This is a genomic window from Nocardioides panaciterrulae, assembly GCF_013409645.1.
Taxonomy (GTDB): Bacteria; Actinomycetota; Actinomycetes; order Propionibacteriales; family Nocardioidaceae; genus Nocardioides; species Nocardioides panaciterrulae.
Window position 1 is genome coordinate 2,255,000 of the sequence record NZ_JACCBG010000001.1, and the last position, 24,085, is coordinate 2,279,084.

25 protein-coding genes and 1 riboswitch are annotated in these 24,085 nt (G+C 74.4%); all 25 genes read right to left on the minus strand.

Annotated elements, in window-relative coordinates; translation table 11 throughout:
* Positions 1 to 11 precede the first annotated feature (11 nt).
* Entirely contained in the window at positions 12 to 275 is a 264-nt protein-coding gene (locus BJZ21_RS10610; RefSeq protein WP_179663716.1) for a phosphoribosyl-ATP diphosphatase, read from the minus strand.
* 136 nt (positions 276 to 411) lie between these two features.
* The gene (gene ribH, locus BJZ21_RS10615) at positions 412 to 900 is read right to left on the minus strand and encodes a 6,7-dimethyl-8-ribityllumazine synthase (protein ID WP_179663717.1); all 489 of its coding nucleotides are present in this window, start codon (positions 898 to 900) and stop codon (positions 412 to 414) included.
* On the minus strand, positions 897 to 2,147 hold the full coding sequence (locus BJZ21_RS10620) for a bifunctional 3,4-dihydroxy-2-butanone-4-phosphate synthase/GTP cyclohydrolase II (RefSeq protein WP_179663718.1): 1,251 nt from the start codon (positions 2,145 to 2,147) through the stop codon (positions 897 to 899). Before BJZ21_RS10620 ends, ribH begins: the two co-directional genes overlap by 4 nt.
* On the minus strand, positions 2,144 to 2,821 hold the full coding sequence (gene pnuC / locus BJZ21_RS10625) for a nicotinamide riboside transporter PnuC (protein ID WP_179663719.1): 678 nt from the start codon (positions 2,819 to 2,821) through the stop codon (positions 2,144 to 2,146). The genes BJZ21_RS10620 and pnuC overlap by 4 nt, the downstream gene beginning before the upstream one ends.
* The gene (locus BJZ21_RS10630) at positions 2,821 to 3,468 is read right to left on the minus strand and encodes a riboflavin synthase (protein ID WP_179663720.1); all 648 of its coding nucleotides are present in this window, start codon (positions 3,466 to 3,468) and stop codon (positions 2,821 to 2,823) included. The genes pnuC and BJZ21_RS10630 overlap by 1 nt, the downstream gene beginning before the upstream one ends.
* Positions 3,468 to 4,514 carry a bifunctional diaminohydroxyphosphoribosylaminopyrimidine deaminase/5-amino-6-(5-phosphoribosylamino)uracil reductase RibD gene (gene ribD, locus BJZ21_RS10635; RefSeq protein ID WP_246298488.1) on the minus strand — a complete coding sequence of 349 codons (1,047 nt, stop codon included), beginning with the start codon at positions 4,512 to 4,514 and terminating at the stop codon, positions 3,468 to 3,470. The genes BJZ21_RS10630 and ribD overlap by 1 nt, the downstream gene beginning before the upstream one ends.
* Before the next feature lie 83 nt (positions 4,515 to 4,597).
* A riboswitch (FMN riboswitch) is annotated at positions 4,598 to 4,753 on the minus strand.
* 165 nt (positions 4,754 to 4,918) lie between these two features.
* Entirely contained in the window at positions 4,919 to 5,599 is a 681-nt protein-coding gene (gene rpe / locus BJZ21_RS10640) for a ribulose-phosphate 3-epimerase (RefSeq protein WP_179663721.1), read from the minus strand.
* Between the two features lie 46 nt (positions 5,600 to 5,645).
* Positions 5,646 to 5,909, minus strand: a complete 264-nt coding sequence (locus tag BJZ21_RS10645; RefSeq protein WP_179663722.1) for a hypothetical protein — start codon at positions 5,907 to 5,909, stop codon at positions 5,646 to 5,648.
* Positions 5,902 to 6,876, minus strand: a complete 975-nt coding sequence (gene ligD / locus BJZ21_RS10650; protein ID WP_179663723.1) for a non-homologous end-joining DNA ligase — start codon at positions 6,874 to 6,876, stop codon at positions 5,902 to 5,904. Before ligD ends, BJZ21_RS10645 begins: the two co-directional genes overlap by 8 nt.
* Before the next feature lie 129 nt (positions 6,877 to 7,005).
* A complete protein-coding gene (locus BJZ21_RS10655; RefSeq protein ID WP_179663724.1) occupies positions 7,006 to 8,418 on the minus strand; it encodes an RsmB/NOP family class I SAM-dependent RNA methyltransferase in 1,413 nt (470 codons plus the stop codon).
* Positions 8,411 to 8,578 (minus strand): hypothetical protein, encoded by a 168-nt coding sequence (locus BJZ21_RS10660; protein WP_179663725.1) that lies wholly within the window; start codon positions 8,576 to 8,578, stop codon positions 8,411 to 8,413. Before BJZ21_RS10660 ends, BJZ21_RS10655 begins: the two co-directional genes overlap by 8 nt.
* Complete coding sequence (gene fmt, locus BJZ21_RS10665) at positions 8,575 to 9,501, minus strand: methionyl-tRNA formyltransferase (RefSeq protein ID WP_179663726.1); 927 nt, start codon at positions 9,499 to 9,501, stop codon at positions 8,575 to 8,577. Before fmt ends, BJZ21_RS10660 begins: the two co-directional genes overlap by 4 nt.
* A 5-nt stretch (positions 9,502 to 9,506) precedes the next feature.
* Entirely contained in the window at positions 9,507 to 10,052 is a 546-nt protein-coding gene (gene def, locus BJZ21_RS10670) for a peptide deformylase (RefSeq protein ID WP_179663727.1), read from the minus strand.
* 48 nt (positions 10,053 to 10,100) lie between these two features.
* On the minus strand, positions 10,101 to 12,143 hold the full coding sequence (locus tag BJZ21_RS10675; RefSeq protein WP_179663728.1) for a primosomal protein N' family DNA-binding protein: 2,043 nt from the start codon (positions 12,141 to 12,143) through the stop codon (positions 10,101 to 10,103).
* Positions 12,144 to 12,386: 243 nt separating this feature from the next.
* Positions 12,387 to 13,577, minus strand: a complete 1,191-nt coding sequence (gene metK / locus BJZ21_RS10680; protein WP_179663729.1) for a methionine adenosyltransferase — start codon at positions 13,575 to 13,577, stop codon at positions 12,387 to 12,389.
* 106 nt (positions 13,578 to 13,683) lie between these two features.
* Positions 13,684 to 14,940, minus strand: a complete 1,257-nt coding sequence (gene coaBC / locus BJZ21_RS10685; protein ID WP_218851898.1) for a bifunctional phosphopantothenoylcysteine decarboxylase/phosphopantothenate--cysteine ligase CoaBC — start codon at positions 14,938 to 14,940, stop codon at positions 13,684 to 13,686.
* 4 nt (positions 14,941 to 14,944) lie between these two features.
* The gene (gene rpoZ / locus BJZ21_RS10690) at positions 14,945 to 15,277 is read right to left on the minus strand and encodes a DNA-directed RNA polymerase subunit omega (protein ID WP_179663731.1); all 333 of its coding nucleotides are present in this window, start codon (positions 15,275 to 15,277) and stop codon (positions 14,945 to 14,947) included.
* A gap of 75 nt (positions 15,278 to 15,352) precedes the next feature.
* Positions 15,353 to 15,982, minus strand: a complete 630-nt coding sequence (gmk, locus tag BJZ21_RS10695) for a guanylate kinase (RefSeq protein ID WP_179663732.1) — start codon at positions 15,980 to 15,982, stop codon at positions 15,353 to 15,355.
* Positions 15,975 to 16,295 carry an integration host factor, actinobacterial type gene (gene mihF, locus BJZ21_RS10700; protein WP_179663733.1) on the minus strand — a complete coding sequence of 107 codons (321 nt, stop codon included), beginning with the start codon at positions 16,293 to 16,295 and terminating at the stop codon, positions 15,975 to 15,977. The genes gmk and mihF overlap by 8 nt, the downstream gene beginning before the upstream one ends.
* A gap of 160 nt (positions 16,296 to 16,455) precedes the next feature.
* Complete coding sequence (locus BJZ21_RS10705) at positions 16,456 to 16,923, minus strand: hypothetical protein (RefSeq protein ID WP_179663734.1); 468 nt, start codon at positions 16,921 to 16,923, stop codon at positions 16,456 to 16,458.
* Between the two features lie 32 nt (positions 16,924 to 16,955).
* Entirely contained in the window at positions 16,956 to 17,855 is a 900-nt protein-coding gene (gene pyrF / locus BJZ21_RS10710) for an orotidine-5'-phosphate decarboxylase (RefSeq protein ID WP_179663735.1), read from the minus strand.
* Complete coding sequence (locus BJZ21_RS10715) at positions 17,852 to 18,700, minus strand: tRNA-dihydrouridine synthase (RefSeq protein ID WP_179663736.1); 849 nt, start codon at positions 18,698 to 18,700, stop codon at positions 17,852 to 17,854. The genes pyrF and BJZ21_RS10715 overlap by 4 nt, the downstream gene beginning before the upstream one ends.
* Complete coding sequence (locus BJZ21_RS21745) at positions 18,697 to 19,590, minus strand: iron-sulfur cluster-binding protein (RefSeq protein WP_179663737.1); 894 nt, start codon at positions 19,588 to 19,590, stop codon at positions 18,697 to 18,699. Before BJZ21_RS21745 ends, BJZ21_RS10715 begins: the two co-directional genes overlap by 4 nt.
* A complete protein-coding gene (locus BJZ21_RS10725; RefSeq protein ID WP_425490507.1) occupies positions 19,587 to 20,768 on the minus strand; it encodes a quinone-dependent dihydroorotate dehydrogenase in 1,182 nt (393 codons plus the stop codon). The genes BJZ21_RS21745 and BJZ21_RS10725 overlap by 4 nt, the downstream gene beginning before the upstream one ends.
* The gene (gene carB, locus BJZ21_RS10730) at positions 20,758 to 24,084 is read right to left on the minus strand and encodes a carbamoyl-phosphate synthase large subunit (protein WP_179663738.1); all 3,327 of its coding nucleotides are present in this window, start codon (positions 24,082 to 24,084) and stop codon (positions 20,758 to 20,760) included. The genes BJZ21_RS10725 and carB overlap by 11 nt, the downstream gene beginning before the upstream one ends.
* Position 24,085: the final 1 nt, after the last annotated feature.

Sequence of the window (24,085 nt, forward strand, 5' to 3'; positions counted from 1 at the left end):
CAGTCCGGTCCTCACAGGTGGGAGTAGACGTCGGCGAGGGAGATGCCGCTGGCGAGCATCAGCACCTGGGCGTGGTAGAGCAGCTGACTGATCTCCTCGGCGGTGCGCTCGGCACCCTCGTGCTCGGCGGCCATCCACGACTCGGCGGCCTCCTCGACCAGCTTCTTGCCGATCGCGTGCACGCCGGCGTCCAGCTGGGCCACGGTGCCGGATCCCTCGGGGCGCTCGCGGGCCTTCTCGCTCAGCTCGGCCCACAGCTCGTCGAACGTCTTCACGGTCGCCCAGCCTACGGCGTACGCCGGTCCCGGCCGGTCGGGTGTCCACCCCGCCGGCTGCGCGGCGGTCACGTGCGTCACATGCGGAGTGCGGCGAGCCCCGCCGGCCGGCCGGGGATTCCCGTCGGTGGCGCGCTCAGCCGCCGTACCCCCGCTTGATGGTGCGCAGGGTGTGGGCGGTGTGCAGGGCCGCGGCGGTGGCCTCGTAGCCCTTGTCCTCCTTCGAGCCCTCGAGCCCGGCGCGGTCGAGGGCCTGGGCGTCGTCGTCGCAGGTGAGCACGCCGAAGCCGACGGCCGTCTGGTGGTCGAGGGCCACCCGGGTCAGCCCCTCGGTGGCCGCGGAGCAGACGTACTCGAAGTGGGGGGTGCCGCCGCGGACCACCACGCCGAGCGCGACCACCGCGTCGTACCCCTGGCCGGCGAGCGCCGCGGCGACCACCGGCAGCTCGAAGGTGCCGGGCACCCGCACGACGGTGGGGGCCTCGACCTTGAAGTCCTCGCAGGCCCGGCGGGCGCCCGCGATCAGGCCGTCCATGACCTGCTCGTGCCAGCTGGCGGCCACCACCGCGATCCGCAGGTCGTGGCAGTCGAGGGGCTTGTGGTCGGGAGCTCCGGCTCCGCTCATCGTCGGGTTCCTTCCTCGAGGGGCAGGTGGGGCAGGTCATGCCCCATCCGGTCGCGCTTGGTCAGCAGGTAGGCGAGGTTGTGGTCGTTGGGGTGCGGGGTCAGCGGCACCCGTTCGGCGACCGCGACGCCGAAGTCCTCGAGGCTGCTCACCTTGTCGGGGTTGTTGGTCAGCAGCCGCACCTTCTCGACGCCGAGGTCGCGCAGCACCTGGGTGGCGGTCCCGTAGTGCCGGGCGTCCGCGGGCAGCCCGAGGTCGAGGTTGGCGTCCACGGTGTCGCGCCCGCCGTCCTGCAGCTGGTAGGCCTGCAGCTTGGCCACCAGCCCGATCCCCCGGCCCTCGTGGCCGCGCAGGTAGACGACGACGCCGCGGCCCTCGGCCACGATGCGCGCCAGCGCCTCGTCGAGCTGCGGCCCGCAGTCACACCGGTGGCTGCCGAACACGTCACCGGTCAGGCACTCCGAGTGCACCCGCGTGAGCACCGGCTCCGGGCCGCTCACGTCGCCGTGCACGAGCGCGATGTGCTCGGAGTCGTCCACGGTGATCCGGTAGCCGAACGCCGTGAAGTCGCCGTGCCGGGTCGGCAGCCGGGTCTCGGCCACCCGCTCGACGAGGGTCTCGTGCCGACGCCGGTAGCGGACCAGCTCGTCGATGGAGATCATCGACAAGCCGTGCTCGTCGGCGAACGCGCGCAGCTCCGGCGCGCGCTTCATGGTGCCGTCGTCGTTGACCACCTCGACCAGCACCCCGGCCGGGGTCAGCCCGGCCAGCGTCGCGAGGTCGACGGCCGCCTCGGTGTGCCCGCGCCGGACCAGCACGCCGCCCTCGCGGTAGCGCAGCGGGAAGACGTGTCCGGGGCGGGTGATCTCCCAGGGCTCGGTGGCCGAGTCGGCCAGCACCCGCACGGTGTGGGCGCGGTCGGCGGCGCTGATGCCGGTGCTGACGCCGTCGCGCGCGTCCACCGAGATCGTGTACGCCGTGCGCAGCTTGTCCTTGTTGTGCGGGGTCATCAGCGGGATCTCGAGCCGGTCGAGCATGTCGGCCGGCATCGGGACGCAGATGACGCCGCTGCTGTAGCGGATCGTGAACGCCATCAGCTCCGGGGTCGCCTTGCTGGCGGCGAAGATGATGTCGCCCTCGTTCTCCCGGTCCTCGTCGTCGACCACCACCACGGCCCGGCCGGCCGCGATGTCCTCGATCGCCTGCTCGACCGGGTCGAGCCGCACCCTGTCGTCGGTGCCGGTCATGCGAGCACCCCTTCCTCGGCGACCGGCGCGGTGCTGCGGCCGCGTCGCTCGACCCGCCACCACGCGGCGAAGCCGACGAGGCAGAAGCCGCCGTAGAACAGGTACATCGCGGCGGTCGGGTAGTAGCCGGCCTGGATCAGCGTGGTCACGCCCACGACGTCGACGGCCACCCAGACCAGCCAGAACTCCACCCAGCCCCGGGCCATGCCGTAGGTCGCGAGCAGCGACCCGGCCAGGATCCAGGCCTCGGTGGTCGGGTTCCACGACCCGATCCACTGCAGCAGCTGGTACGCCGCGGCGTACCCCACCGCCGCCAGGACCAGCAGCAGCGCCCGCTCCCGGCCGGTGGCCCACCGCGGGCTGATCGCCCCGCCGTCGGCGGTGTCCCGGACGCGGGACCAGCGCCACCAGCCGTAGAGGCTGGCGACCGCGAACATGATCTGCCGGCCCGCCTGCCCCCACAACGGCTCGCCGCCGGTGTGGTTGCTGAGCTCGCCGGTCACGAACACCGTGAACAGCAGCGCGTTGCCCACCAGGCCCACCGGCCAGGCCCACACGACGCGGCGCATGCCGAGCAGGGCGCTGGCCAGGCCGAAGAGGTTGCCGACCACCTCGCGCACCGACAGTCCGGTGTCGCCGACGGGGATGGTGCCGTGGAGGAGCCAGTCGAGCATCAGGAGTCCTTCTGGGTGAGGTAGCCGCCGGCGAGCAGTCGCTCGACGTGCTTGGCGATGACGTCGGCCTCGAGGTTCACCCGGTCACCGGGACCGCGGAACCCGAGGGTGGTGCGCGCCAGCGTCTCGGGGATGAGGCTGACGGTGAAGCTGTCGTCGCGGGCCTCGACCACGGTGAGGCTGACGCCGTCGACGGTGATCGACCCCTTGTCGACCAGGTAGCGGGCCAGGCCGCCCCGCTCGTCGGGCACCGGGAGCGCGATCTCGACGACCTCCCAGTGCTCGCTGGGGGTGCGGCTCACGACCGTGCCGACGCCGTCCACGTGGCCCTGGACGAGATGGCCGCCCAGGCGCTTCTCGACGGTGACCGCGCGCTCGAGGTTGACCCGGTCGCCCGGGGCGACGCCACGGAGGCTGGTCTTGTCGAGGGTCTCCTGCATGACGTCGGCCGTCCACAGGTCGACCGCGTCGCCGTCGGCCGAGGAGCCGGTGGCGACGACCGTCAGGCAGCAGCCGTTGACGGCGATCGAGTCGCCCAGCCCGGTGCCCTCGAGGACGGTCGCGCCGCGCAGGGTCAGGCGGATGGCATCGCCCTGCTCCTCGATGGACTCGACCGTGCCGAGCTCCTCGACGATTCCGGTGAACATCAGGCTCCTTCGGGGTGGGGGGTCATCGTGAGGCGCACGTTCGGGGCCTCGCCGGGCACGCCGTCCAGCACGGTCACGTCCGTGACCGTGGGGCGCAGGGCGTCGCCGATCGTGCGGATGCCGAGCCCGGCCACCGCCTGCGGGCCGTCGCCGAGCAGCATCGGCGCGACGTAGGCCACGACCTCGTCGACCAGGCCCGCCCGCAGGAACGCCGCGGCCAGGGTCGGGCCGCCCTCGAGGAAGACGTGGCGACGCTCCCGCGCGTGCAGCTCGGCCAGTGCGGCGTGCGGGTCGCGGGTGCGCAGGTGCAGGGTCTCGGCATCGCCGTTGAACACCCGTCGCCCGGGATCGAGGTCCCGCTCCCCCATCACCACGCGCAGCGGCTGCCGCTCCCGCGGCCGGTCGTGCTCGTCCCGGACGGTGAGCAGGGGGTCGTCCACCTCGACGGTGTGGGTGCCGACGAGCATGGTGTCGGCGAGCGCCCGCAGCCAGTGGGTGTCCCGGCGGGCGGCGGTCGAGGAGATCCAGCGGCTGGTGCCGTCCGCGGCCGCACTGCGCCCGTCGAGGCTCACCGCGAGCTTCCAGGTGACGAACGGCCGGCCCCGCCCGACCGCGATCGACCAGACCCGGTTGACCTCGCGAGCCGCCTCCTCGAGGAGGCCGTGCTCCACGTCGACGCCGGCGGCGCGGAGCGTCTCCCGGCCGCCGGCGGCCACCGGGTTCGGGTCGGGCTGCGCGAACACGACCCGTCGTACCCCCGCGGCCGCCAGCGCCTGGGCGCACGGGCCGGTCCGGCCGGTGTGGTTGCACGGCTCGAGGGTGACCACGGCGGTCGTGCCCCGGGCCCGCTCCCCGGCCCGGGCCAGCGCATCGGCCTCCGCGTGCGGGGTGCCGGCGCCGCGGTGGAAGCCCTCGGCGACGGTGCTTCCGTCGGGAGCGAGCAGCACGCAGCCGACCCGGGGGTTCGGCCCGAGCGGTACGCCGGGGGCCGCGGCGAGCTCGAGCGCGCGACGCATCGCCCGCTCCTCGGCTGCGGTGGATCCCATCTCGCCCCTCATGTCCGGTCGCGGACTCCGGGGCGACGGTGCGGAGGGGGCGCGACGGCCGCAGGGCCGACGGCGGTCCTCACCTGCGTGCGTCTTCCCATCCGGACTTTGACCGTCGGTCCAGGAGTTCCACCTGGTCAACCGGCCGCTGGCTGCGGCCGGGTCGCGGACTTCCGGGCGAAGAGGGCCTCCGCTCAGTCACCGCCGGCTCGGAATTGCACCGACCCCAGAGCACGCGAGTTTCTAGAACTCGTCGCGACGAGTCTGCCACAGGGCCGGTCGACACCGCCGGGTGAGGTCGCCCACAGAGACCGCTGGGTCGGGTCGCGCGGACCCTGTCAACGAGCGCCGACTCGGCGGGCTCCGGCCTGTCAACGAGCGCCGACTCGGCGGGCTCCGGCCTGTCAACGAGCGCCGACTCGGCGGGCCCCGGCCGCTTCCGCGCGGGCCCGCAGCTCGGCCACCATCCGGTCGGGGTCCTCTGCGGAGTAGACCGCCGACCCGGCGACGAAGACGTCGGCGCCGGCCTCGGCACACCGCTCGATGGTCTCCAACGAGACCCCGCCGTCGACCTGCAGCCAGGTCTGCACGCCGTGCTTGGCCATCAGCTCCCGGGCCCGGCGGATCTTGGGCAGGCACAGGTCGAGGAACTTCTGCCCGCCGAAGCCCGGCTCGACGGTCATGAGCAGCAGCATGTCCAGCTCGGGCAGCAGGTCCTCGTAGGGTTCGACCGGCGTCGCGGGCTTGAGCGCCATGCTGGCCCGGGCGCCGTGCGCGCGGATCTCGCGGGCGAGCCGGACCGGCGCCCTGGCGGCCTCGACGTGGAAGGTGACCGAGCCGCACCCGGCCTCGACGTACGCCAGCGCGTTGCGGTCGGGGTCCTCGATCATCAGGTGCGCGTCGAGGGGCGTGTCCGTGCTGCGCGCCAGCGCCTCCACCATGGCCGGCCCGAACGTCAGGTTCGGGACGAAGTGGTTGTCCATCACGTCCACGTGCACCCAGTCGGCGCTGCCGATCCGGGCGACCTCCGCCCCGAGGTTCGCGAAGTCGGCGTTCAGGATGCTCGGCGTGATCTGGATGCCCACGGGCCACGATCCTAGGGGCCGGGCGCGCGCCGCCGGGACCCGCCCGTCACGGCTCGCGCGCCACCGCGTCCGGGCGCCGCCACTCCAGCGCCCCGCCGAGGAAGGTGTGGACGAAGCCGCAGGTGCGGCAGATGACGCCCTGCCCGGACCGGTTCGCCCAGTCCAGGCCGATGAACGACATGCCGGTGGTGTTCAGCTTGATCTCGCGGCGGGCGAAGGTCCGGCCGGCGCACACCAGGCACTCGAGCACGCGCCCGGCCACGTGCACCTCGGTGAGCTCGTCGACGGGTGTGGCGAACTGGTCAGGCATCGGTGTCCCCCTCGGGTCCGTCCGGGGTCGGCTCCCCGGCTCGTTCGTCGCGCGCCGCCCACTCCAGGAGCGGGGCCAGGTCGAAGACGTGGTCGTCGAGGTCGGCGTGCAGGTCGCCGAGCTCGGCGAATCTGGCCGGAACAGTGGCGATCGTGAAGTCCCGGGGGTCGGCCTCGTCGACCTCGTCCCAGCGGACCGGTGTCGACACGCGGGCGTCGGGGAGGCCGCGCACGGAGTACGCCGCGGCGATGGTGTGGTCCCGGGTGTTCTGGTTGTAGTCCACGAACAGCTGGTGGGGATCGCGGTCCTTGGTCCACCACGCCGTGGTGACGTCGTCGGGAGCCCGGCGCTCGACCTCGCGCGCGAAGGCCAGCGCGGCCCGGCGTACGTCCGGGAAGCCGTGGTCGGGCGCGATCCGCACGTAGACGTGCAGCCCCTTGCTGCCGCTGGTCTTGGGGTAGCCCACCGCGCCGAGCTCGTCGAGCACCTCGTGCACCACGTGGCCGACCCGGCGGACCGTGGCGTAGTCGCACAGCGGCCCCGGGTCGAGGTCGATGCGCCACTCGTCGGGCTTCTCGGTGTCTTCGCGGCGGCTGTTCCACGGGTGGAACTCGACCGTGGACATCTGCACCGCCCAGATGACGCTGCCCAGCTCGGTGACGCAGAGCTCGTCGGCGGTCCGGTTCCAGCGGGGGAAGTGCACCCGGACCGTCTCCACCCAGGGCGGCGCACCCGCGGGGAGTCGCTTCTGGTGGACCTTCTCACCGGCCAGCCCTTTCGGGAAGCGGTGCAGCATGCACGGTCGCTCGAACAGCGCGTTCACGATCCCCGGACCGACCGCGAGGTAGTACTCGACCAGGTCGAGCTTGGTCGCCCCGGTCTCGGGGAAGTAGACCCGGTCGGGGTTGCTGACCCGCACCACCCGGTCGTCCACCTCGATCTCGACCGACGGCGACTTCGAGGGCATGAGGTCAATCTAGGGGGTGGGTGGGCCCGCGGTGCGGACCTCGACTCCGACCGGCCACCGGTGGGGCGGCCGCGGGGCGGCTCACTCCCGGCGCAGCAGCGCTCTTCACTCCCGGCGCAGCAGCGCTCTTCACTCCCGGCGCAACAGCGCCATGAACATCGCGTCGGTGCCGTGCCGGTGCGGCCACAGCTGGACCGTGCCAGGCATGGGACCGGCACAGTTCGGCACGCCGGGCAGCAGCGTGGTCGCGTCCTCCAGCCGGACGTCGCTCCGGGACTGCAGCACCGAGGCCACCACGCCCTCGGTCTCGGCGAGCACCGGGGAGCAGGTGGCGTAGAGCACCACCCCACCGGGGCGGACCAGGTCGAGCGCGGCGGCCACCAGCGACCGCTGCAGCAGCACCAGCGCGAGCAGGTCGTCGGCCTTGCGCCGCCAGCGCGCCTCGGGACGGCGCCGCAGCGCCCCCAGCCCGGTGCACGGCGCGTCGACCAGGACCCGGTCGAACGTGCCGGCGCGCCACGGCGGCGCGGTGCCGTCGGCGGTCACGACCCCGAGCACGCCCTCGGCGCCGTCCAGGGCGCGCGCGACCAGGCGCGCCCGGTGGGGCTGGCGCTCCCCCGCGACGACGCCGGCGCCCCGCCGGGCCGCGAGCGCCGCCAGCAGCGCCGCCTTGCCCCCCGGGCCCGCGCACAGGTCCAGCCAGGTCCGGTCCGGACCGTGGATCGGGGCCGCGGCCAGCGCCATCGCCACCAGCTGGGAGCCCTCGTCCTGCACCCCGGCCCGTCCCTCGGCCACCGCAGGCACCGCACCGGGCTCGCCGCCGTCGAGGACCACGCCGTACGGCGACCAGGGCGTGGGCTCGCCCGGCAGCTCCTCGCGGGTGGCCCGCCCCGGGCGGGCCACCAGCGTCACGCTCGGGGCTGCGTTGTCGGCCTCGAGCAGCTCGTGCAGCTCGGTCCAGCCGACCGCGTTGCGCAGCTCCTCGACCACCCACTGCGGGTGGCTGTACGCGATCGCCGCGTAGCGCACGGGGGCCACCTTCGGGTCCGGCGCGACCCGGCCGATCCAGGCCTCGAGGTCCTGCTCGGAGACCCGGCGGAGCACCGCGTTGGCGAAGCCCGCGGCGCCCGAGCTGACCTTCGCGCGCACCAGGTCCACGGTGGTGCTGATCGCGGCGTGCGCCGGCACCCGCATGGACAGCAGCTGGTGGGTGCCGAGCCGCAGCGCGTCGAGGACCTTCGCCTCGACCTTGCTGAGCGGCCGGTCCACGCACGCGGCCAGGATCGCGTCGTAGGTGCCGCGCCGGCGGATCGTCCCCGAGACCAGCTCGGTGACGAACGCCGCGTCGCGGCCGCTCAGCTGGTGCTGGCGGAGCACGGTGGGCAGCACGAGGTTGGTGTAGGCCTGGTCGACGCGCACCGCCTTGAGCACGTCGAGGGCCGCCAGGCGGGCGGGGTCCGCGGCCGCACGCCCGGAGGCGGCGCGGGTCGGGGCCGGCCCAGTGCCCCCGCTGCGGCCCCGGCCGGCGGACGGCTCAGCCATCGAGGAACGACCTCGCCAGGGGCCGCGAGGCTCGCGCCGGCCGGGGGCCGGTGATCAGCTCGGCAGGGCCGGTGCGGAGGGCCAGGAGGTCGACGTACTTCTCAGCGGTCGCCGGTCGGCTCAACAGCCCGACCGTGACGCCGGTCGTGGTCGCGTTCACCGGAACTCCGCTCCCGTCTCGAGCCGCACGCCGCGCGCCCAGTCGGCGGCCGGCATCTGCTTCTTGCCGAAGGCCTTGACCTCGCCCAGGCGGACCGGCCCGGCGCCGGTGCCGACCAGGACCTCGTTCCGCGCCACCGCGAGCACGCCCGGCGCGACGGGGGCGGCGCCGGGCACCGGCACCACCGGACCGAGCTTGATCCGCTGCTCCTCGAAGGTCGTCCACGCGCCGGGGGCCGGCGTGCAGGCCCGCACCCTCCGATCCACCGCCACCGCCGGCTCGCGCCAGTCGACGCGGGCGTCGTCGACGGTGATCTTCGGGGCCAGGCTCACGCCCTCGGCCTGTTGCGGGCGGGCCTCGATCGAGCCGTCCTCGAGGCCGTCGAGGGTGGCCACCAGCAGGCCGGCACCGCCCTCGGCGAGGCGCGCCAGCAGGTCGCCCGCGGTGTCGTCCGACCGGATCCGCTCGGTCATCACCCCGAAGATCGGGCCGGCGTCGAGCGCCTTGACGATGCGGAACGTCGTCGCGCCCGTCACCTCGTCACCGGCCCAGAGCGCGTGCTGGACCGGGGCCGCACCGCGCCAGGACGGCAGCACCGAGAAGTGCAGGTTCACCCAGCCATGGTGGGGGATGTCCAGGGCCGACTGCGGGAGCAGCGCGCCGTAGGCGACCACCGGGCAGCACTCGGGCGCCAGGTCGCGCAGCGCCTGCTGGAACTCCGGGTCGCGGGGGTGCTCCGGCTTGAGCACCGGGAGGCCGAGCTGCTCGGCGCGGTCGGCGACCGGGCTGGCCGTGAGGCGGCGCCCCCGGCCCGCGGGGGCGTCGGGGCGGGTGACGACCCCGACCAGCTCGTGGTCGGAGGCCGCGAGGGCGTCGAGGGAGGGTACGGCGGCCTCGGGGGTGCCGGCGAAGACGATCCTCATCCGGCTCAGAAGCCCAGTCCGCGGGTGACGTGCGGCGAGACCTTCACGGTGGGCCGCTCCAGCCCGAACCACTCCGACTCCCGGATCGCCTTCATCGCGGCCTTGCGGGCCTCGGGATCGAGCCGGTCGACGAACAGCACACCGTCGAGGTGGTCGGTCTCGTGCTGGATCGCCCGGGCAAGGTAGTCCGACCCGGTGAGCGTCACCGGCTCGCCGTGCATGTCGAAGCCGTGGGCGACCACCGAGAGCGCGCGCCGGCAGTCGAAGGTGAGCTCGGGGATCGACAGGCACCCCTCGGGGCCGTCCTGCAGCTCCTGCGAGAGCTCGAGCCGGGGGTTGATGAGGTGGCCGACCTCGCCGTCGACGTTCCAGGTGAAGGCGCGCAGCCCGACTCCGATCTGCGGCGCCGCGAGCCCCGCCCCGGGCGCGGCGAGCATCGTGTCGGTCAGGTCGGCGACCAGCCGCCGCAGCTCCTTGTCGAAGTCGACCACCTCGACGGCGGGCTTGCGCAGGACGGGGTCGCCGAAGAGGCGGATCGGCTGGACGGCCACGGAACTCCTAGCGATCGGGGTGCGGGGCACAGTCTAGAGAGCCCGGGTTCACAGGGTCAGCGGGTCCACCTGCACGCGGACCGCGTCGAGCTTGCGGCTCGACCGGAGGCGCTGGAGGGCGCCGAGCGCGAGCGACAGGTCCCGGCCCCGTGCCCGGGGCACCCGGATCACCACCCGGCACTCCCCCTCCCCCAGCTCGACGGGCCCGAGCACCTCGGCGTCCGGCGGCGGGTCGAACAGCGTGAGCGCGTCGTCGACCGCCCCCGGCTCGCCGGTGATCGTCGCCAGCCGGCTGGCCGGCGGCAGGTGCGCCTCCTGCCGCTCCTGCATCTCCCGGGCCGCGAAGCCGGCCGGGTCCCAGCGCACCAGGGCCTGGAGCCCGGGATGGCCGGGGTCGCCGACGGCCACCACGGCTCCCCCCGGGCGGACCAGCCCGGCGGCGCCGAGCCAACGGCGCAACGCCTCCTCACCGGCGCGGAGGTCGGTGCGGGCCAGCAGCAGCCAGGTGTCGAGCAGCAGGACCGCTGCGTACCCACCCCGGGCCACGGGTTCGCCACCGGGGGTGGCCACCACGATGGCCGGTTCCTCGTCCACCTCGGCCAGCACCCGGTCGCCGCTGGAGGTGCGCACCCTCGTCCGGGGGAAGGTGCGGCCGAGCTCCTCGGCGGTCCGGGCGTCGCCGAGCACGGGGGCGCGCAGTCCCCGGTGGCCGCATTCCGGGCAGGCCCAGGCGGGCGCCGGGGCCGCGCACCAGCGGCAGGCGGGCGGCGTGGTGGCCCCGGTCAGGACCAGCGGCCCCTGGCAGGTGGTGCAGCGCGCCGGGGCGCGGCAGCGCTCGCAGGCCAGGGCGGCGGCGTACCCGGTGCGGGGGGTCTGCACCAGCACCGGCCCCTCCTCCAGGCCGCGACGGATCGCGTCGAAGGCCTGGCGCGGCACCCGAGAGGCCCGGGCCAGCGGGTCGCGCTCGAGGTCGCGGTCGGAGGCACCCGCGACCGAGACCGTGACCCGCTCGCGCAGCACGCCGCGGGCCGGGGCGAGCTCGTGGGCCCAGCCGGTCCGCAGGAGGTACTCGCCCTCGACCGTGCGCGCGAAGCCGCCGACCAGCGCGCCGGCGTCCTCGCGCTCGGCCCGGACCAGCAGCGTCTCGCGGGTGTGCGGGTAGGGCGCCCGGGGCTCGGCGTGCAGGTCGTCGCCGTCGTCCCAGACCGCGACCAGGCCGAGGTCGTGGACCGGCGCGAACGCCGCGGCGCGGGTGCCGACCACGACGCGACGCGCCCCGCGGCGTACGGCCAGGAAGTCGCGGTAGCGCTGCGCCGGCCCGGCCTCGGCCGAGAGCAGCACGTGGTGGCCCTCCCCCAGCACCGTCGCCAGAGCCCGGTCGACGCGGGCCGCGTCCCTGCCGTCGGGCACGCAGAGCAGCGCCCCCCGGCCCGAGGCGTACGTCGCGGCCGCGGCGTGCGCCAGCGCCAGCGGCCAGTCGCTCGCCGGCGCGACCGACCACACCGCCCGAGGGGCGCCGCCGTCGGCGAGCCGGGCGAGGAACGCGGCGGCGTGCTCGTGACCGGCCCAGGCCGGCTCCGCGTCGGCGACGCGCCACGGCTGCCGCGGCGGGCTCGCGGGCGTGGGCTCCTTCTCGGTCGTGGCGTGCCGCGGCGGCACGGCCAGGCGCAGGACGTCGGACCTGGTCCCGGCGTACCGCTCGGCGAGGTCCGCGGTGAGCGCGGCCACCTCGGCCGAGAGGACCGGCTCCGCACTGACCACGCGGCGCAACGGGGCGAGCCGCCCCGGGTGCTCGCTGGCCGCGGCCCGGGCCAGGACGTAGCCGTCGACGTCCTGGCCGGCGAAGCGCACCTTGACCCGGACCCCGGGCTGCGCGACCGCCGCCACCGCCTCCGGGACCGCGTAGTCGAAGGGCCGGTCGAGGTGGGCGAGCGGGACGTCCACGAGCACGCGGGCCACCGGGTCGACCTCCGCGATCGCCTGCTCCGCGGCCTTGCGCTGCCGGGTCGCCCGAGCCTTGGCCCGGGAGGCCTGCACCGAGGCGCGCACCAGCCCGGGCAGCAACTCGGGATGGTCCTCGGGGTCGGTCATGGGCGCAGTTCTACCAGCGGCTGCCGACGGCGCGGCCGGGGCGGTGACGCCCCGGCCGGGTGCCGTGTGGGCTGGCCGGGGTGCCGTGCGGCCGGCCCCGGGCGCGGCTCGGCCCGCGGGGTTGTCAGGGTGTGCTTGCGGTTGGGGGGCGTTGCAACGGCCCCCAACCGAGGGAATCCCCGGCCAGCCGGGGATTCCCTCAGCCGGATTGCCGCCGCCCGACCCCCTCCGGGGGCGGGGGCGTCAGCCGCGGACGGCGGCCTGGAGGGCGGCGGCGCGGTCGGTGCGCTCCCAGGTGAAGTCGTCCAGCTCACGCCCGAAGTGGCCGTACGCCGCGGTCTGGGCGTAGATCGGGCGCAGCAGGTCCAGGTCGCGGATGATCGCGGCCGGGCGCAGGTCGAAGGCCTCGAGCACGGCCCGCTGGATCTGCTCGTCGGGCACGTTGCCGGTGCCGAAGGTCTCGATGAAGACACCGACCGGCTGGGCCTTGCCGATGGCGTAGGCGACCTGCGCCTCGCAGCGGTCGGCGAGGCCGGCGGCGACGACGTTCTTGGCGACCCAGCGCATGGCGTACGCCGCGGACCGGTCCACCTTCGAGGGGTCCTTGCCCGAGAACGCGCCGCCCCCGTGGCGGGCCATGCCGCCGTAGGTGTCGACGATGATCTTGCGCCCGGTCAGGCCGGCGTCACCCATCGGGCCGCCGACGACGAAGCGCCCCGTGGGGTTGACCAGGAGCCGGTAGCTCTCCGAGGGCAGGTCGAAGGTCTCGAGCACCGGGTCGATGACGTGCTTCTTGACGTCGTCCTCGAGGCTGCCGAGCTCGGTCTCCTCGGTGTGCTGGGTGGAGAGCACCACGGTGTCGATGCGGACCGGGCGGTTCGCGGCGTCGTACTCGATGGTGACCTGGGTCTTGCCGTCGGGGCGCAGGTAGCCGAGGCTGCCGTCCTTGCGGACGGTGGAGAGCCGCTCGGCGAGCCGCTGGGCGATCACGATCGGCAGCGGCATCAGCACGTCGGTGTCGTTGCAGGCGTAGCCGAACATCAGGCCCTGGTCGCCGGCGCCCTGCTTGTCCATCGCGTCGACCGAGCCGGTGCGGCTCTCGTGGCCGGTGTCCACGCCCTGGGCGATGTCGCCGGACTGGCCGCCGATGGCCACCATCACGCCGCACGAGGCGCCGTCGAAGCCCTTGCTGGAGGAGTCGTAGCCGATCTCGAGGATCCGGTCGCGGACGATCTTCTTGATGTCGACGTAGCCGGTCGTGTCCACCTCGCCGGCCACGACCACCAGACCGGTGGTCAGCAGGGTCTCGACCGCGACCCGGCTGCCCGGGTCCTGGGCGAGCATGGCATCGAGGACGGAGTCGCTGATCTGGTCAGCGATCTTGTCCGGGTGCCCCTCGGTCACAGACTCCGAGGTGAAGAGACGTCCAGCCACAGTGCTACCCACTCCCGTTCGTTGGCGAATGACTCAACACTATCCGTCGTCCCGCGAAGTGGGACGGCGGTCCGTACTGAGAACTCATCAAAATGAGGATGGCCGCTCACGGGGCCAGGCGGCGCACGACCTCGTCCCAGATGACGTGGGCGAGCGCGGACTTGCTGCCCCGGGCCACCTCGACCGCGGCACCGTCGGCCCCGAGGATGACGGCCTCGTTGTCGGCGCTGCCGAAGACCGCGCCTCCGCTCACGTCGTTGACCACCAGCAGGTCGCAACCCTTGCGGGCGAGCTTGGCCCGGCCGAGCTCGAGCACGCTCCCGGTGTCGTCCCCGGTCTCCGCCGCGAAGCCGACGATGACCTGGTCGGCTCTGGCCCGGTCCTGGCTGATCTTGGCGAGTACGTCGGGGTTCTGGACCAGCTCGATGGCCGGTGCGGACCCGTCGGCGGCCTTCTTGATCTTGGCCTCGCTGACCCGGGCCGGCCGGAAGTCGGCGGGCGCGGCGGCCATCACCACCGCGTCGACGGAGCCCGTCTCGGCGGTGACCGCGTCGAGCAGCTCGCCGGTGGTCTCGATGCGCACGACCTTCACGCCGGCGGGGTCGGGGAGCGCGACGTTGGCGCTGACCAGCGTCACCTCGGCGCCGCGCGCGGCCGCGGCCCGCGCGAGCGCGTAGCCCTGCAGTCCGGAGGACCGGTTGCCGAGGAAGCGGACCGGGTCGAGCCGCTCGCGGGTGCCGCCGGCCGACACCAGCACGTGGCGACCCGCCAGGTCGAGGGCTCCGGACCCCCGGGCCAGCACCTGGCCGCAGAGCTCGAAGATCTCGCCGGGCTCGGGCAGCCGGCCCTTGCCGGTGTCCTTGCCGGTCAGGCGGCCCTCGGCGGGCTCGATGACGACGCAGCCGCGCTCGCGCAGGGTCGCGACGTTCGCGCGGGTCGCGGCGTGCTCCCACATCTCGGTGTGCATGGCGGGCGCGAACACGACCGGGCAGCGCGCGGTCAGCAGCGTGTTGGTGAGCAGGTCGTCGGCCAGCCCGTGGGCGGCCTTCGCCAGCAGGTCGGCGGTGGCCGGGGCCACCACGACCAGGTCGGCCTGCTGACCGATCCGCACGTGCGGGACCTGATGGACCCCGCTCCACACGTCGGTCGCGACCGGCTTGCCGGACAGCGCCGCCCAGGTGGGGGCGCCGACGAACTCCAGCGCCGCGGCGGTCGGCACCACGGTCACGTCGTGGCCGGACTCGGTGAACCGGCGCAGCAGCTCGCAGGCCTTGTACGCCGCGATCCCGCCGGCCACGCCGAGGACGACACGAGGCCGCCTCCCCTCAGGGGAAGCGGCCTCGTCGACGGTGCTGGTGCTCAGCGGATCACTCGCTGTCGCTGTAGGAGACGTCGACCGAGGCGGCCTGAGCCGCCGCCTTCTCGGCGGCGAGCTCGGCGGGGTCGACGTCCTCACAGGTCAGCAGGTCCTCGTTGATCTCGCGCAGCGCGATCGAGAGCGGCTTCTCCTGGACGTGGGTGTCGACCAGCGGGCCGACGTACTCCAGCAGGCCCTCGCCGAGCTGGGAGTAGTAGGCGTTGATCTGGCGGGCGCGCTTGGCGCTGTAGAGGACCAGCTTGTACTTGCTGTCGGTCTTGGTGAGCAGGTCGTCGATCGGGGGGTTGGTGACACCCTCGGCGGCGATGTTGGGGGCAGACACGCGTGAAGCCTCGCTGGTGGAGTAGGGGCTGGTCGGACCGTGCGGTCGGGGCTCGGCGCCCCTCGGCCGCAGCCGTCAGCTGCTGCCGTCGGCGGGACGCTCGTCACCGACCATCATCAAGGCTACCAACTGCTCGGCGGCAGCGTGAACTTCGTGGTTGACGATCGTCACGTCGAACTCCGGCTCCGCCGCCAGCTCGTCGCGGGCGGTCTCCAGCCGCCGGGCCCGCTCCTCCTCGGTCTCGGTGCCGCGCCCGACCAGGCGACGCACCAGCTCCTCCCACGACGGGGGCTTGAGGAAGACGAACATCGCCTCGGGCATCGTCTCGCGCACCTGGCGTGCGCCCTGGAGGTCGATCTCCAGCATCGCCGGCCGCCCGGCGGCGAGGGCCGCCTCCACGGGGCCCCGCGGAGTGCCGTACCGCGCGGCCTTGTGCACGATCGCCCATTCCAGCAGCTCGCCGCCGTCGACCATCCGGTCGAACTCCTCGTCGGAGACGAACCAGTAGTGCACGCCGTGCACCTCGCCGGGCCGGGCCCGGCGGGTGGTCGCGGACACCGAGATCCACACCTCGGGGTGGGTGGCCCGGACCTCCGCGGCGACGGTGCCCTTGCCGACCGCGGTGGGTCCGGCGAGCACGACGAGCCGCGAGCGTCGCGCTCCGGCGTCGACGCGCCGGTCGGGGCCCGGGACGGGCTCAGTCACGCGCTGCGAACTCGCGCTCGAGCGCGGCCACCTGCTTGGTGCCCAGCCCCCGCACTCGGCGGCTCTCGGCGATCCCGATCCGCTCCATCATCTGGCGGGCCCGGACCTTGCCCAGCCCCGGCATCGACTGCAGCAGGTCGACGACCCGCATCTTGCCGATCACCTCGTTCTCCTGGCCCTCCTTGAGGACCTCCGCGATCGAGGCACCGGAGTTCTTGAGGCGGTTCTTCACCTCGGCTCGTTCCCTGCGGGAGGCGGCGGCCTTGTCGAGCGCTGCCTGGCGCTGTTCGGGGGTGAGCGGAGGCAAGGCCACGGGCGTCGGTCCTTCGGTCGCGGTCGGGCCCGAGTCCCGGACGTGGGGCACGGGATCGATCGGGTGAGGCGGTCGGTGCTGGCTCAATGTAGTCAGAAGCCGCGAAGCGCTGCAATCGGCCCCCACCGGCGCCCCGTCGATCCGTCCCGTGGTCGGCGGGTCACATGGTCAGTGGCGTGTGGCAGACGTCGCGGGCCTCCTGGTCCAGCGCCTGCAGGGCCGCGACGGTCGTTCCGCTGCCCAGCTCGCGGGCGGCGGCGTCGATGCGCGTCCTCTCCTCGGCGTCCAGTCCTGCCGGCGGGTGGGCGCGGTCGTAGTCGGCCGGGTCTACGCCGGCGGCGCGCAGGGCGGCGTCGAGGGCCTTGACGCGGCTCACGAGCTGCTGCCAGTCGTCGGTGATGTCGCCGGGCGCCTTGCTCTGCAGGTCCTCGAAGATGGGCAGGGCGCGGATCAGCGCGTCGCTGTCGCCCCCGGTGGTGAGGTCGGTGAGCTCGCGCTGGTGGTCGCTGACCGCCGAGCAGTACTGGTCCTGCTGGTCGCCGCAGCCGGCCAGCGGCAGCAGCACCAGCGCGACGACGGCGGCCACCGGCCGCAGGCGCCTGGTCGCCGGCGTCCCGGGCGCGGTCACGGGCCCAGTCACGGGCCCAGTCACGGGCCCAGTCACGGGCGCAGCGCCGCGAGCTCGTCGTTGGCCCGGCGGGCGGCGTCGGCCAGCGCGCGCGGGTCCGGCCCGGCCCGCAGCAGGCCGCGGGAGCTGCTCGCGAGCACCGCACCCGAGGCGACGCCGAAGATCCGTCGCAGGTCCTCGACCGTGCCGCCCTGGGCGCCGTAGCCCGGCGCGAGGAGGGGTCCGTTGACGTCGAGCCGCTCGGAGGTCTCCCCGATGGTGGCGCCCACCACCGCGCCGAAGGAGCCCAGCGGCTCGGCGCCGGCGTTCAGCTCGCGCAGATGGTCCAGGACCCGCCCGGCCACGGTGCCGCCGCCCTCGAGGCGGGCGTGCTGCACCTCCGGCCCCTCCTTGTTGGAGGTCAGCGCCAGCACGATCACCCCGGCGTCGTGGCGCCGGGCGGTGTCGAACATCGGGTCGAGGGAGCCGAAGCCGAGGTACGGGCTCGCGGTGATCGCGTCGCAGGCGAGCGGCGAGGCGGGGTCGAGGTAGGCGTCGGCGTACGCCTGCGAGGTCGAGCCGATGTCGCCGCGCTTGACGTCCAGCAGCACCAGCGCCCCCGCGGCCCGCGACGCCGCCACCACCCGCTCGAGCACGGCCACCCCCCTGCTGCCGAACCGCTCGTAGAACGCGGACTGGGGCTTGACCACCGAGACCACCGGGGCGAGGGCCTCGACCGCGGTCAGCGCGAACCGCTCGAGCCCGGCCACGTCGTCGGCCAGGCCCCACTCGTGCAGCAGGCCGGCGTGCGGGTCGATGCCGGCGCACAGCGGGCCGCGCGCGGCGAGCGCGGCGTGCAGGCGGGTGCCGAAGGGGGTGCGGGCTCCCGGCGACGTCGCCTCCGGCTCGCGCGGCGCGGCGTCCGGGCGCGGTCCCGTGGGCTGCGGTGTCATGAGGCGGTCTCCTCGGAGTCGTGGTGCAGGGCGGCGGCGAGGCGGGCCGCCGCGGTCGGATCGTGCAGCAGCGCGGTGCCGACCTGGACGGCGGTGGCGCCGGCGGCCAGGAAGCTGCGCGCGTCATCGACGCCGAGGATGCCACCGACCCCCACCACCTGGGCACCGGGCAGCGCCGCGCACACGTCGGCCACGCACCGCAGCGCCAGGGGGCGGATCGCCGGGCCGCTCAAGCCCGCAGCGCGCCCGTCGGGCATCGCGGCCGGGAGCGCGTTGCCCACGACGACGGCGGCGGCGCCCGCCTCGAGGACCGTGCGGGCGCTCTCCACGACCCGGACCGGGTCGCTGCGCAGCTTGGCCAGGACCGGCACCCCGCGGGGCAGGTCCCGCTGGACCGCGGAGACGACCGAGGCGGCGTGGAACGGCTCGCGGACGTCGAAGACGCCGGCGGCCGACGCGTCGGGCGAGGACAGGTTGACCTCGATCGCGGAGACGCCGGGAGCACTTCCCAGCCGCCGCGCCAGCTCGGCGTACTCCCCCAGCGAGCTGCCGGCGATCGAGACGACCACCCGCGCGCCGTGCTGGACCAGCCAGGGCAGCTCGGTGGCGAGGAACGGCTCGAGCCCCGGGTTGGGCAGGCCGACGGCGTGCACCAGCCCCGAGGGGGTCTCCACGATCCGCGGCTGCGGGCCGCCGAGCCGGGCGTTGAGGGTGAGCGAGCGGGTGACGAAGCCACCCAGGTCGGCGAGGGGGGCGTACGCCGCGAGCTCGCGGCCGGTGCCCCCGCAGCCGGAGGCCACCAGCACCGGCGAAGGCAGCGTGAGGCCGGCCAGCTCGACAGTCACGGGGTCACCACCGGTCCGGTCGCCGGCGCGGTCGCCGGTCCGGCCAGCAGCTCGGCCCAGCGGACCCGGTCGCCCCGGAGCACGGGTCCCTCGTGGCAGACGCGGGCCGTGCGCGCGACGCCGGTCTCGCCGACGACGGGGACGGCACAGCCGTGGCACAGGCCGGTGGCGCAGGTGAGCGGCACCTCCAGCGCCGTCTGGCTCCACGCGCCGTGGGCCTCGGCGGCCGCGGCCACCGCGTGCAGGGTCGGCAGCGGGCCGGCGGCGTAGACGACGTCGGCGCCCGCTTGGGCCAGCACGTCGTCGATCACGGCCGGGACGCTGCCCCGGCGACCGACCGAGCCGTCGCCGGTGACCACGGTGACGGCGCGGGCCGAGCGGCGGGCCTCGAGCGCCGAGAGCAGGTGGGCCTCGTCCTCGGCGGCCAGCAGCAGGGTGACGGGGCAGTCCCGCTCGCGGAGCCGCTCGGCCAGCGGGAACAGCGGCGCCGCGGCGTACCCCTCCCCCACCAGCAGGCAGGACACCGGCTCCTTGGGCAGCGCGAACGGCCGGCCGAGCGGGCCGGTGACCTCGAGCCGGGCCCCCGGCGCGAGCCGGGTCAGCCAGCTGCCGCCGACGCCGCGCGGCTCGACCACGACCTCGACCGCGGCACCGTAGCCGCCGACCGGGCGCACCCGGTGGATCCACAGCGCGCGCCGGGCCAGGTGCGACTCGCCCACCGAGACCGCGATGAACGTCCCGGGCCGGAACCGCTCGGGCACCCCCGGCGCCACCAGGGTCAGGTGGTGGTGGGCGCCGATCCGCTTGGTCGCCAGCAGCTCGGCGGTGACGTGGACGGGGCCGGCGTGCTGGACGGCGGGGTCCGCGCCGGGGCCCGGGCCGGGGCTCACCCGGTCGTCCCCGCCACGATCCGGCGCGGCCAGAGCGGCCCCTCGTAGATGAACGCGGAGTACCCCTGCAGCAGGGTCGCACCCGCCTCGAGCCGGGCCCGCGCGTCCTCCACCGTGGTGAGGCCGCCGACACCGACCAGCGTCAGGTCGGGACCCACCCGGCCGCGCAGCAGCCCGATGACCTCCAGCGCGCGGGCGGCCAGCGGTCGCCCCGAGAGCCCACCGGCGCCGACGCGTTCGACCTCGGCCGGGTCCGAGCGCAGGCCGGCCCGGGAGGTCGTCGTGTTGGTGGCGATGATGCCGTCCAGCCCGGTCCCGCGGGCCAGGTCCGCCACCGCGAGCACGTCCTCGTCGGAGAGGTCGGGGGCGATCTTGACCAGCAGGGGCACCCGCCGTCCGCTCGACTCCGTGGTCTCGTCGGCGGTGCGGCGCACGTGCCGGAGCAGCGGCTCGAGCCGCTCCACGGCCTGGAGGTTGCGCAGCCCCGGGGTGTTCGGGGAGCTGACGTTGACCACGAGGTAGTCGGCGTACGGCGTGAGCAGCCGCGCGCTCTTGGCGTAGTCGGCCAGCACCGCGGCCTCGTCGTCCTCGGGCACGACCTTGGTCTTGCCGATGTTGACCCCCAGCACCGGGCGGTCCCGTCCCGGGGTCCGGGCCAGCCGGGCCTCGCGCTGCGCCAGCCGCCGCGCGACCACCTCGGCCCCGTCGTTGTTGAACCCCATCCGGTTCACGACCGCCCGGTCCTCGGGCAGCCGGAACAGCCGGGGCCGGGGGTTGCCGGGTTGGGCCTCGCCGGTCACGGTGCCGACCTCGACGTGACCGAAGCCGAGCGCGGCCAGCGCGTCGATGCCGACGGCGTTCTTGTCGAACCCCGCCGCCAGCCCGAGCCGGTTGGGGAAGGCCAGGCCCATCGCCCGGACCGGCCCGGCCGCGTGGCCCGGCCCGGCCGCCTGGCCCGGGCGGCCCGGGCGCGTCAAGCTGCGCCGACTCGCGGAGATCACCGGGCCGGCGGCCCGGAGGGCCCGGAACGCCGCGTGGTGCGCCCGCTCGGGATCGGTCCGGGTCAGGACCCGGTCGAAGAGCAGCCGGTAGGGGCGGCCCATCAGCTTCGGTCCCGGGCCCGTCGGCGCCACCCCGGCCGCGCCGGCACCGGCACCGGCCGGGGCCTCACCGCGCACCGCGCAGCGCCCAGTCCTGCAGGCTGCGCACGCCGATGTCGCCGCGCTCCCGGGCCTCGATGCCCTGCACCGCCGCGCCCAGGCCCTGGACGGTGGTGATGCACGGGATGTTGGCCATGATCGCGGCGGTGCGGATCTCGTAGCCGTCGATGCGCGCCGAGGCACCCCGGCCGCCGCCGCTGGCCGAGCCGTGCGGGGTGTTGATCACCAGGTCGATCTCGCCGGCCAGGATCATCTGCACGGTGGTCTTCTCGCCGTTCGGGCCGGTGCCCTCGTGGTGCTTGCGGACCACCCCGGCGCGCACGCCGTTGCGGCGCAGCACCTCCGCGGTGCCCTGGGTCGCGAGGATCTCGAACCCGTGGTCGGCGAGCACCTTGATCGGGAAGATCATGTGCCGCTTGTCGCGGTTGGCCATGCTGACGAACACCCGGCCCTGCGAGGGCAGGGAGCCGAACGCCGCGGTCTGCGCCTTCGCGAACGCGGTGCCGAAGTCGGCGTCGAGGCCCATCACCTCGCCGGTCGACTTCATCTCCGGGCCGAGCACCGTGTCGACCTGCTGGCCGTCGGGGGTCCGGAACCGGTTGAACGGCATCACGGCCTCCTTGACCGCGATCGGCTGGTCGCCGGGCAGCGACCCGCCGTCCCCGCTCGCGGGCAGCACCCCGGCGGCGCGCAGGGACGCCACCGACTCCCCGAGCATCACCCGGGCGGCGGCCTTGGCCAGCGGCGTGGCGGTCGCCTTGGAGACGAACGGCACGGTCCGGCTGGCCCGGGGGTTGGCCTCGAGCACGTAGAGCACGTCGGAGCCGAGGGCGTACTGGATGTTGAGCAGCCCACGGACCCCGACGCCGCGGGCGATCGCGGCGGTCGCCTCCCGGATCCGGTCGATCTCGGCCTCGCCGAGCGTGATCGGCGGCAGCGCGCAGGAGGAGTCACCGGAGTGGATGCCGGCCTCCTCGATGTGCTCCATGACGCCGCCGAGGAAGAGCTCCTCGCCGTCGAAGATCGCGTCCACGTCGATCTCCACCGCGTCGTCGATGAACCGGTCGACCAGCACCGGGTGCTCCGGGCTGATCTCGGTCGCCCGCTGGATGTAGCCCTCGAGCGCGTCGTCGTCGTAGACGATCTCCATGCCGCGACCGCCCAGGACGTACGACGGCCGCACCAGCACCGGGTAGCCGATCTCCGCCGCGATCGAGCGCGCGTCGGCGAACGAGGTGGCCATGCCGTGCTTGGGGGCGGGCAGGCCGGCCTCGGCGAGCACCCGGCCGAACGCGCCGCGCTCCTCGGCGAGGTGGATCGCCTCCGGGGAGGTGCCGAGGATCGGCACGCCGTTGTCCTTCAGCGCCTGGGCCAGGCCCAGCGGGGTCTGGCCACCGAGCTGACAGATGACCCCGGCGAGCGGGCCGGCCTGCCGCTCGACGTGCACGATCTCGAGCACGTCCTCCAGCGTCAGCGGCTCGAAGTAGAGCCGGTCGGAGGTGTCGTAGTCGGTCGAGACGGTCTCGGGGTTGCAGTTCACCATGATCGTCTCGTAGCCGGCGTCCGCGAGCGCGAGGCTGGCGTGCACGCACGAGTAGTCGAACTCGATGCCCTGCCCGATCCGGTTCGGGCCCGAGCCGAGGATGATCACCGCCTCCTTCTCGCGCGGGCGCACCTCGCTCTCCTCGTCGTACGACGAGTAGTAGTACGGCGTGGCCGCGGCGAACTCGGCGGCGCAGGTGTCCACGGTCTTGAACACCGGCCGGATGCCCAGCGCGTGGCGGACCCCGCGCACGACGTCGGCGCTCATGCCGCGGATCTTCCCGATCTGGGCGTCGGAGAAGCCGTGCCGCTTGGCCCGGCGCAGCACCGCGGGGGTCAGCTCGGCGGCCGCCGCGATCTCGCCGGCGACCTCGTTGATCAGCGCCAGCTGGTCGACGTACCACGGGTCGATCGCGGTGGCCTCGAACACCTCCTGCGGCGTGGCTCCGGCCCGGATCGCGTCCATGACCTTCTTCAGCCGCCCGTCGTGCGGGGTGGCGACCTCCTCGAGCAGGGCGGCCTTGTCCAGGTCGACCCACTCGTGGCTCCAGTCGAAGACGGCGTCCTTGCTCTCGAGGGAGCGCAGCGCCTTCTGCAGGGCCTCGGTGAAGTTGCGGCCGATCGCCATCGCCTCGCCCACCGACTTCATGTGCGTGGTGAGCCTCGGGTCGGCGCCGGGGAACTTCTCGAAGGCGAACCGTGGCACCTTGACCACCACGTAGTCCAGGGTGGGCTCGAAGGCCGCGGGGGTGCTCTGGCCGTCGGGGCGGACGGTGATGTCGTTCGGGATCTCGTCGAGGGTGTAGCCGATGGCGACCTTCGCGGCGATCTTCGCGATCGGGAAGCCGGTCGCCTTGGAGGCGAGCGCGCTGGACCGCGAGACGCGCGGGTTCATCTCGATGACGATCACCCGGCCGTCAGCGGGGTTCACGGCGTACTGGATGTTGCAGCCGCCGGTGTCGACCCCGACCTCGCGGATGATCCGGATCGCCAGGTCGCGCAGGTGCTGGTACTCCCGGTCGGTCAGCGTCATCGCCGGGGCGACCGTGATCGAGTCGCCGGTGTGCACGCCCATCGGGTCGAGGTTCTCGATGGAGCAGACGATGACGACGTTGTCCGCCCTGTCCCGCATCACCTCCAGCTCGTACTCCTTCCAGCCGATGATCGACTCCTCGATCAGCACCTCGGTGGTCGGGCTGGCGGCGAGGCCGGCGCCGGCGATCCGCGCGAGGTCGCCCTCGTCGTAGGCGATGCCGGAGCCGGTGCCGCCCATCGTGAACGAGGGCCGGACCACGACCGGGTAGCCGAGCTCGGCGACGGCCTTCTCGCAGTCGTCGAGCGAGTGGCACACGAAGCTGCGGGCCACCTCGCCGCCGACCTTGTCCACGATCGCGTTGAACTGCTCGCGGTTCTCGCCGCGGTGGATGGCCTCGAAGCTGGCGCCGATCATCTCCACGCCGTACTTCTCCAGCACGCCGTTCTCGTGCAGCGCGGTGGCCGCGTTGAGCGCGGTCTGGCCGCCCAGCGTGGGCAGCAGCGCGTCGGGGCGCTCCTTGGCGATGACCTTCTCGACGAACTCCGGGGTGATCGGCTCGACGTACGTCGCGTCCGCGAACTCCGGGTCGGTCATGATCGTGGCCGGGTTGGAGTTGACCAGGATGACCCGCAGGCCCTCCGCCTTGAGCACCCTGCAGGCCTGGGTGCCGGAGTAGTCGAACTCGCAGGCCTGGCCGATGATGATCGGCCCGGAGCCGATCACCAGCACCGACCGGATGTCCTCACGCTTCGGCATC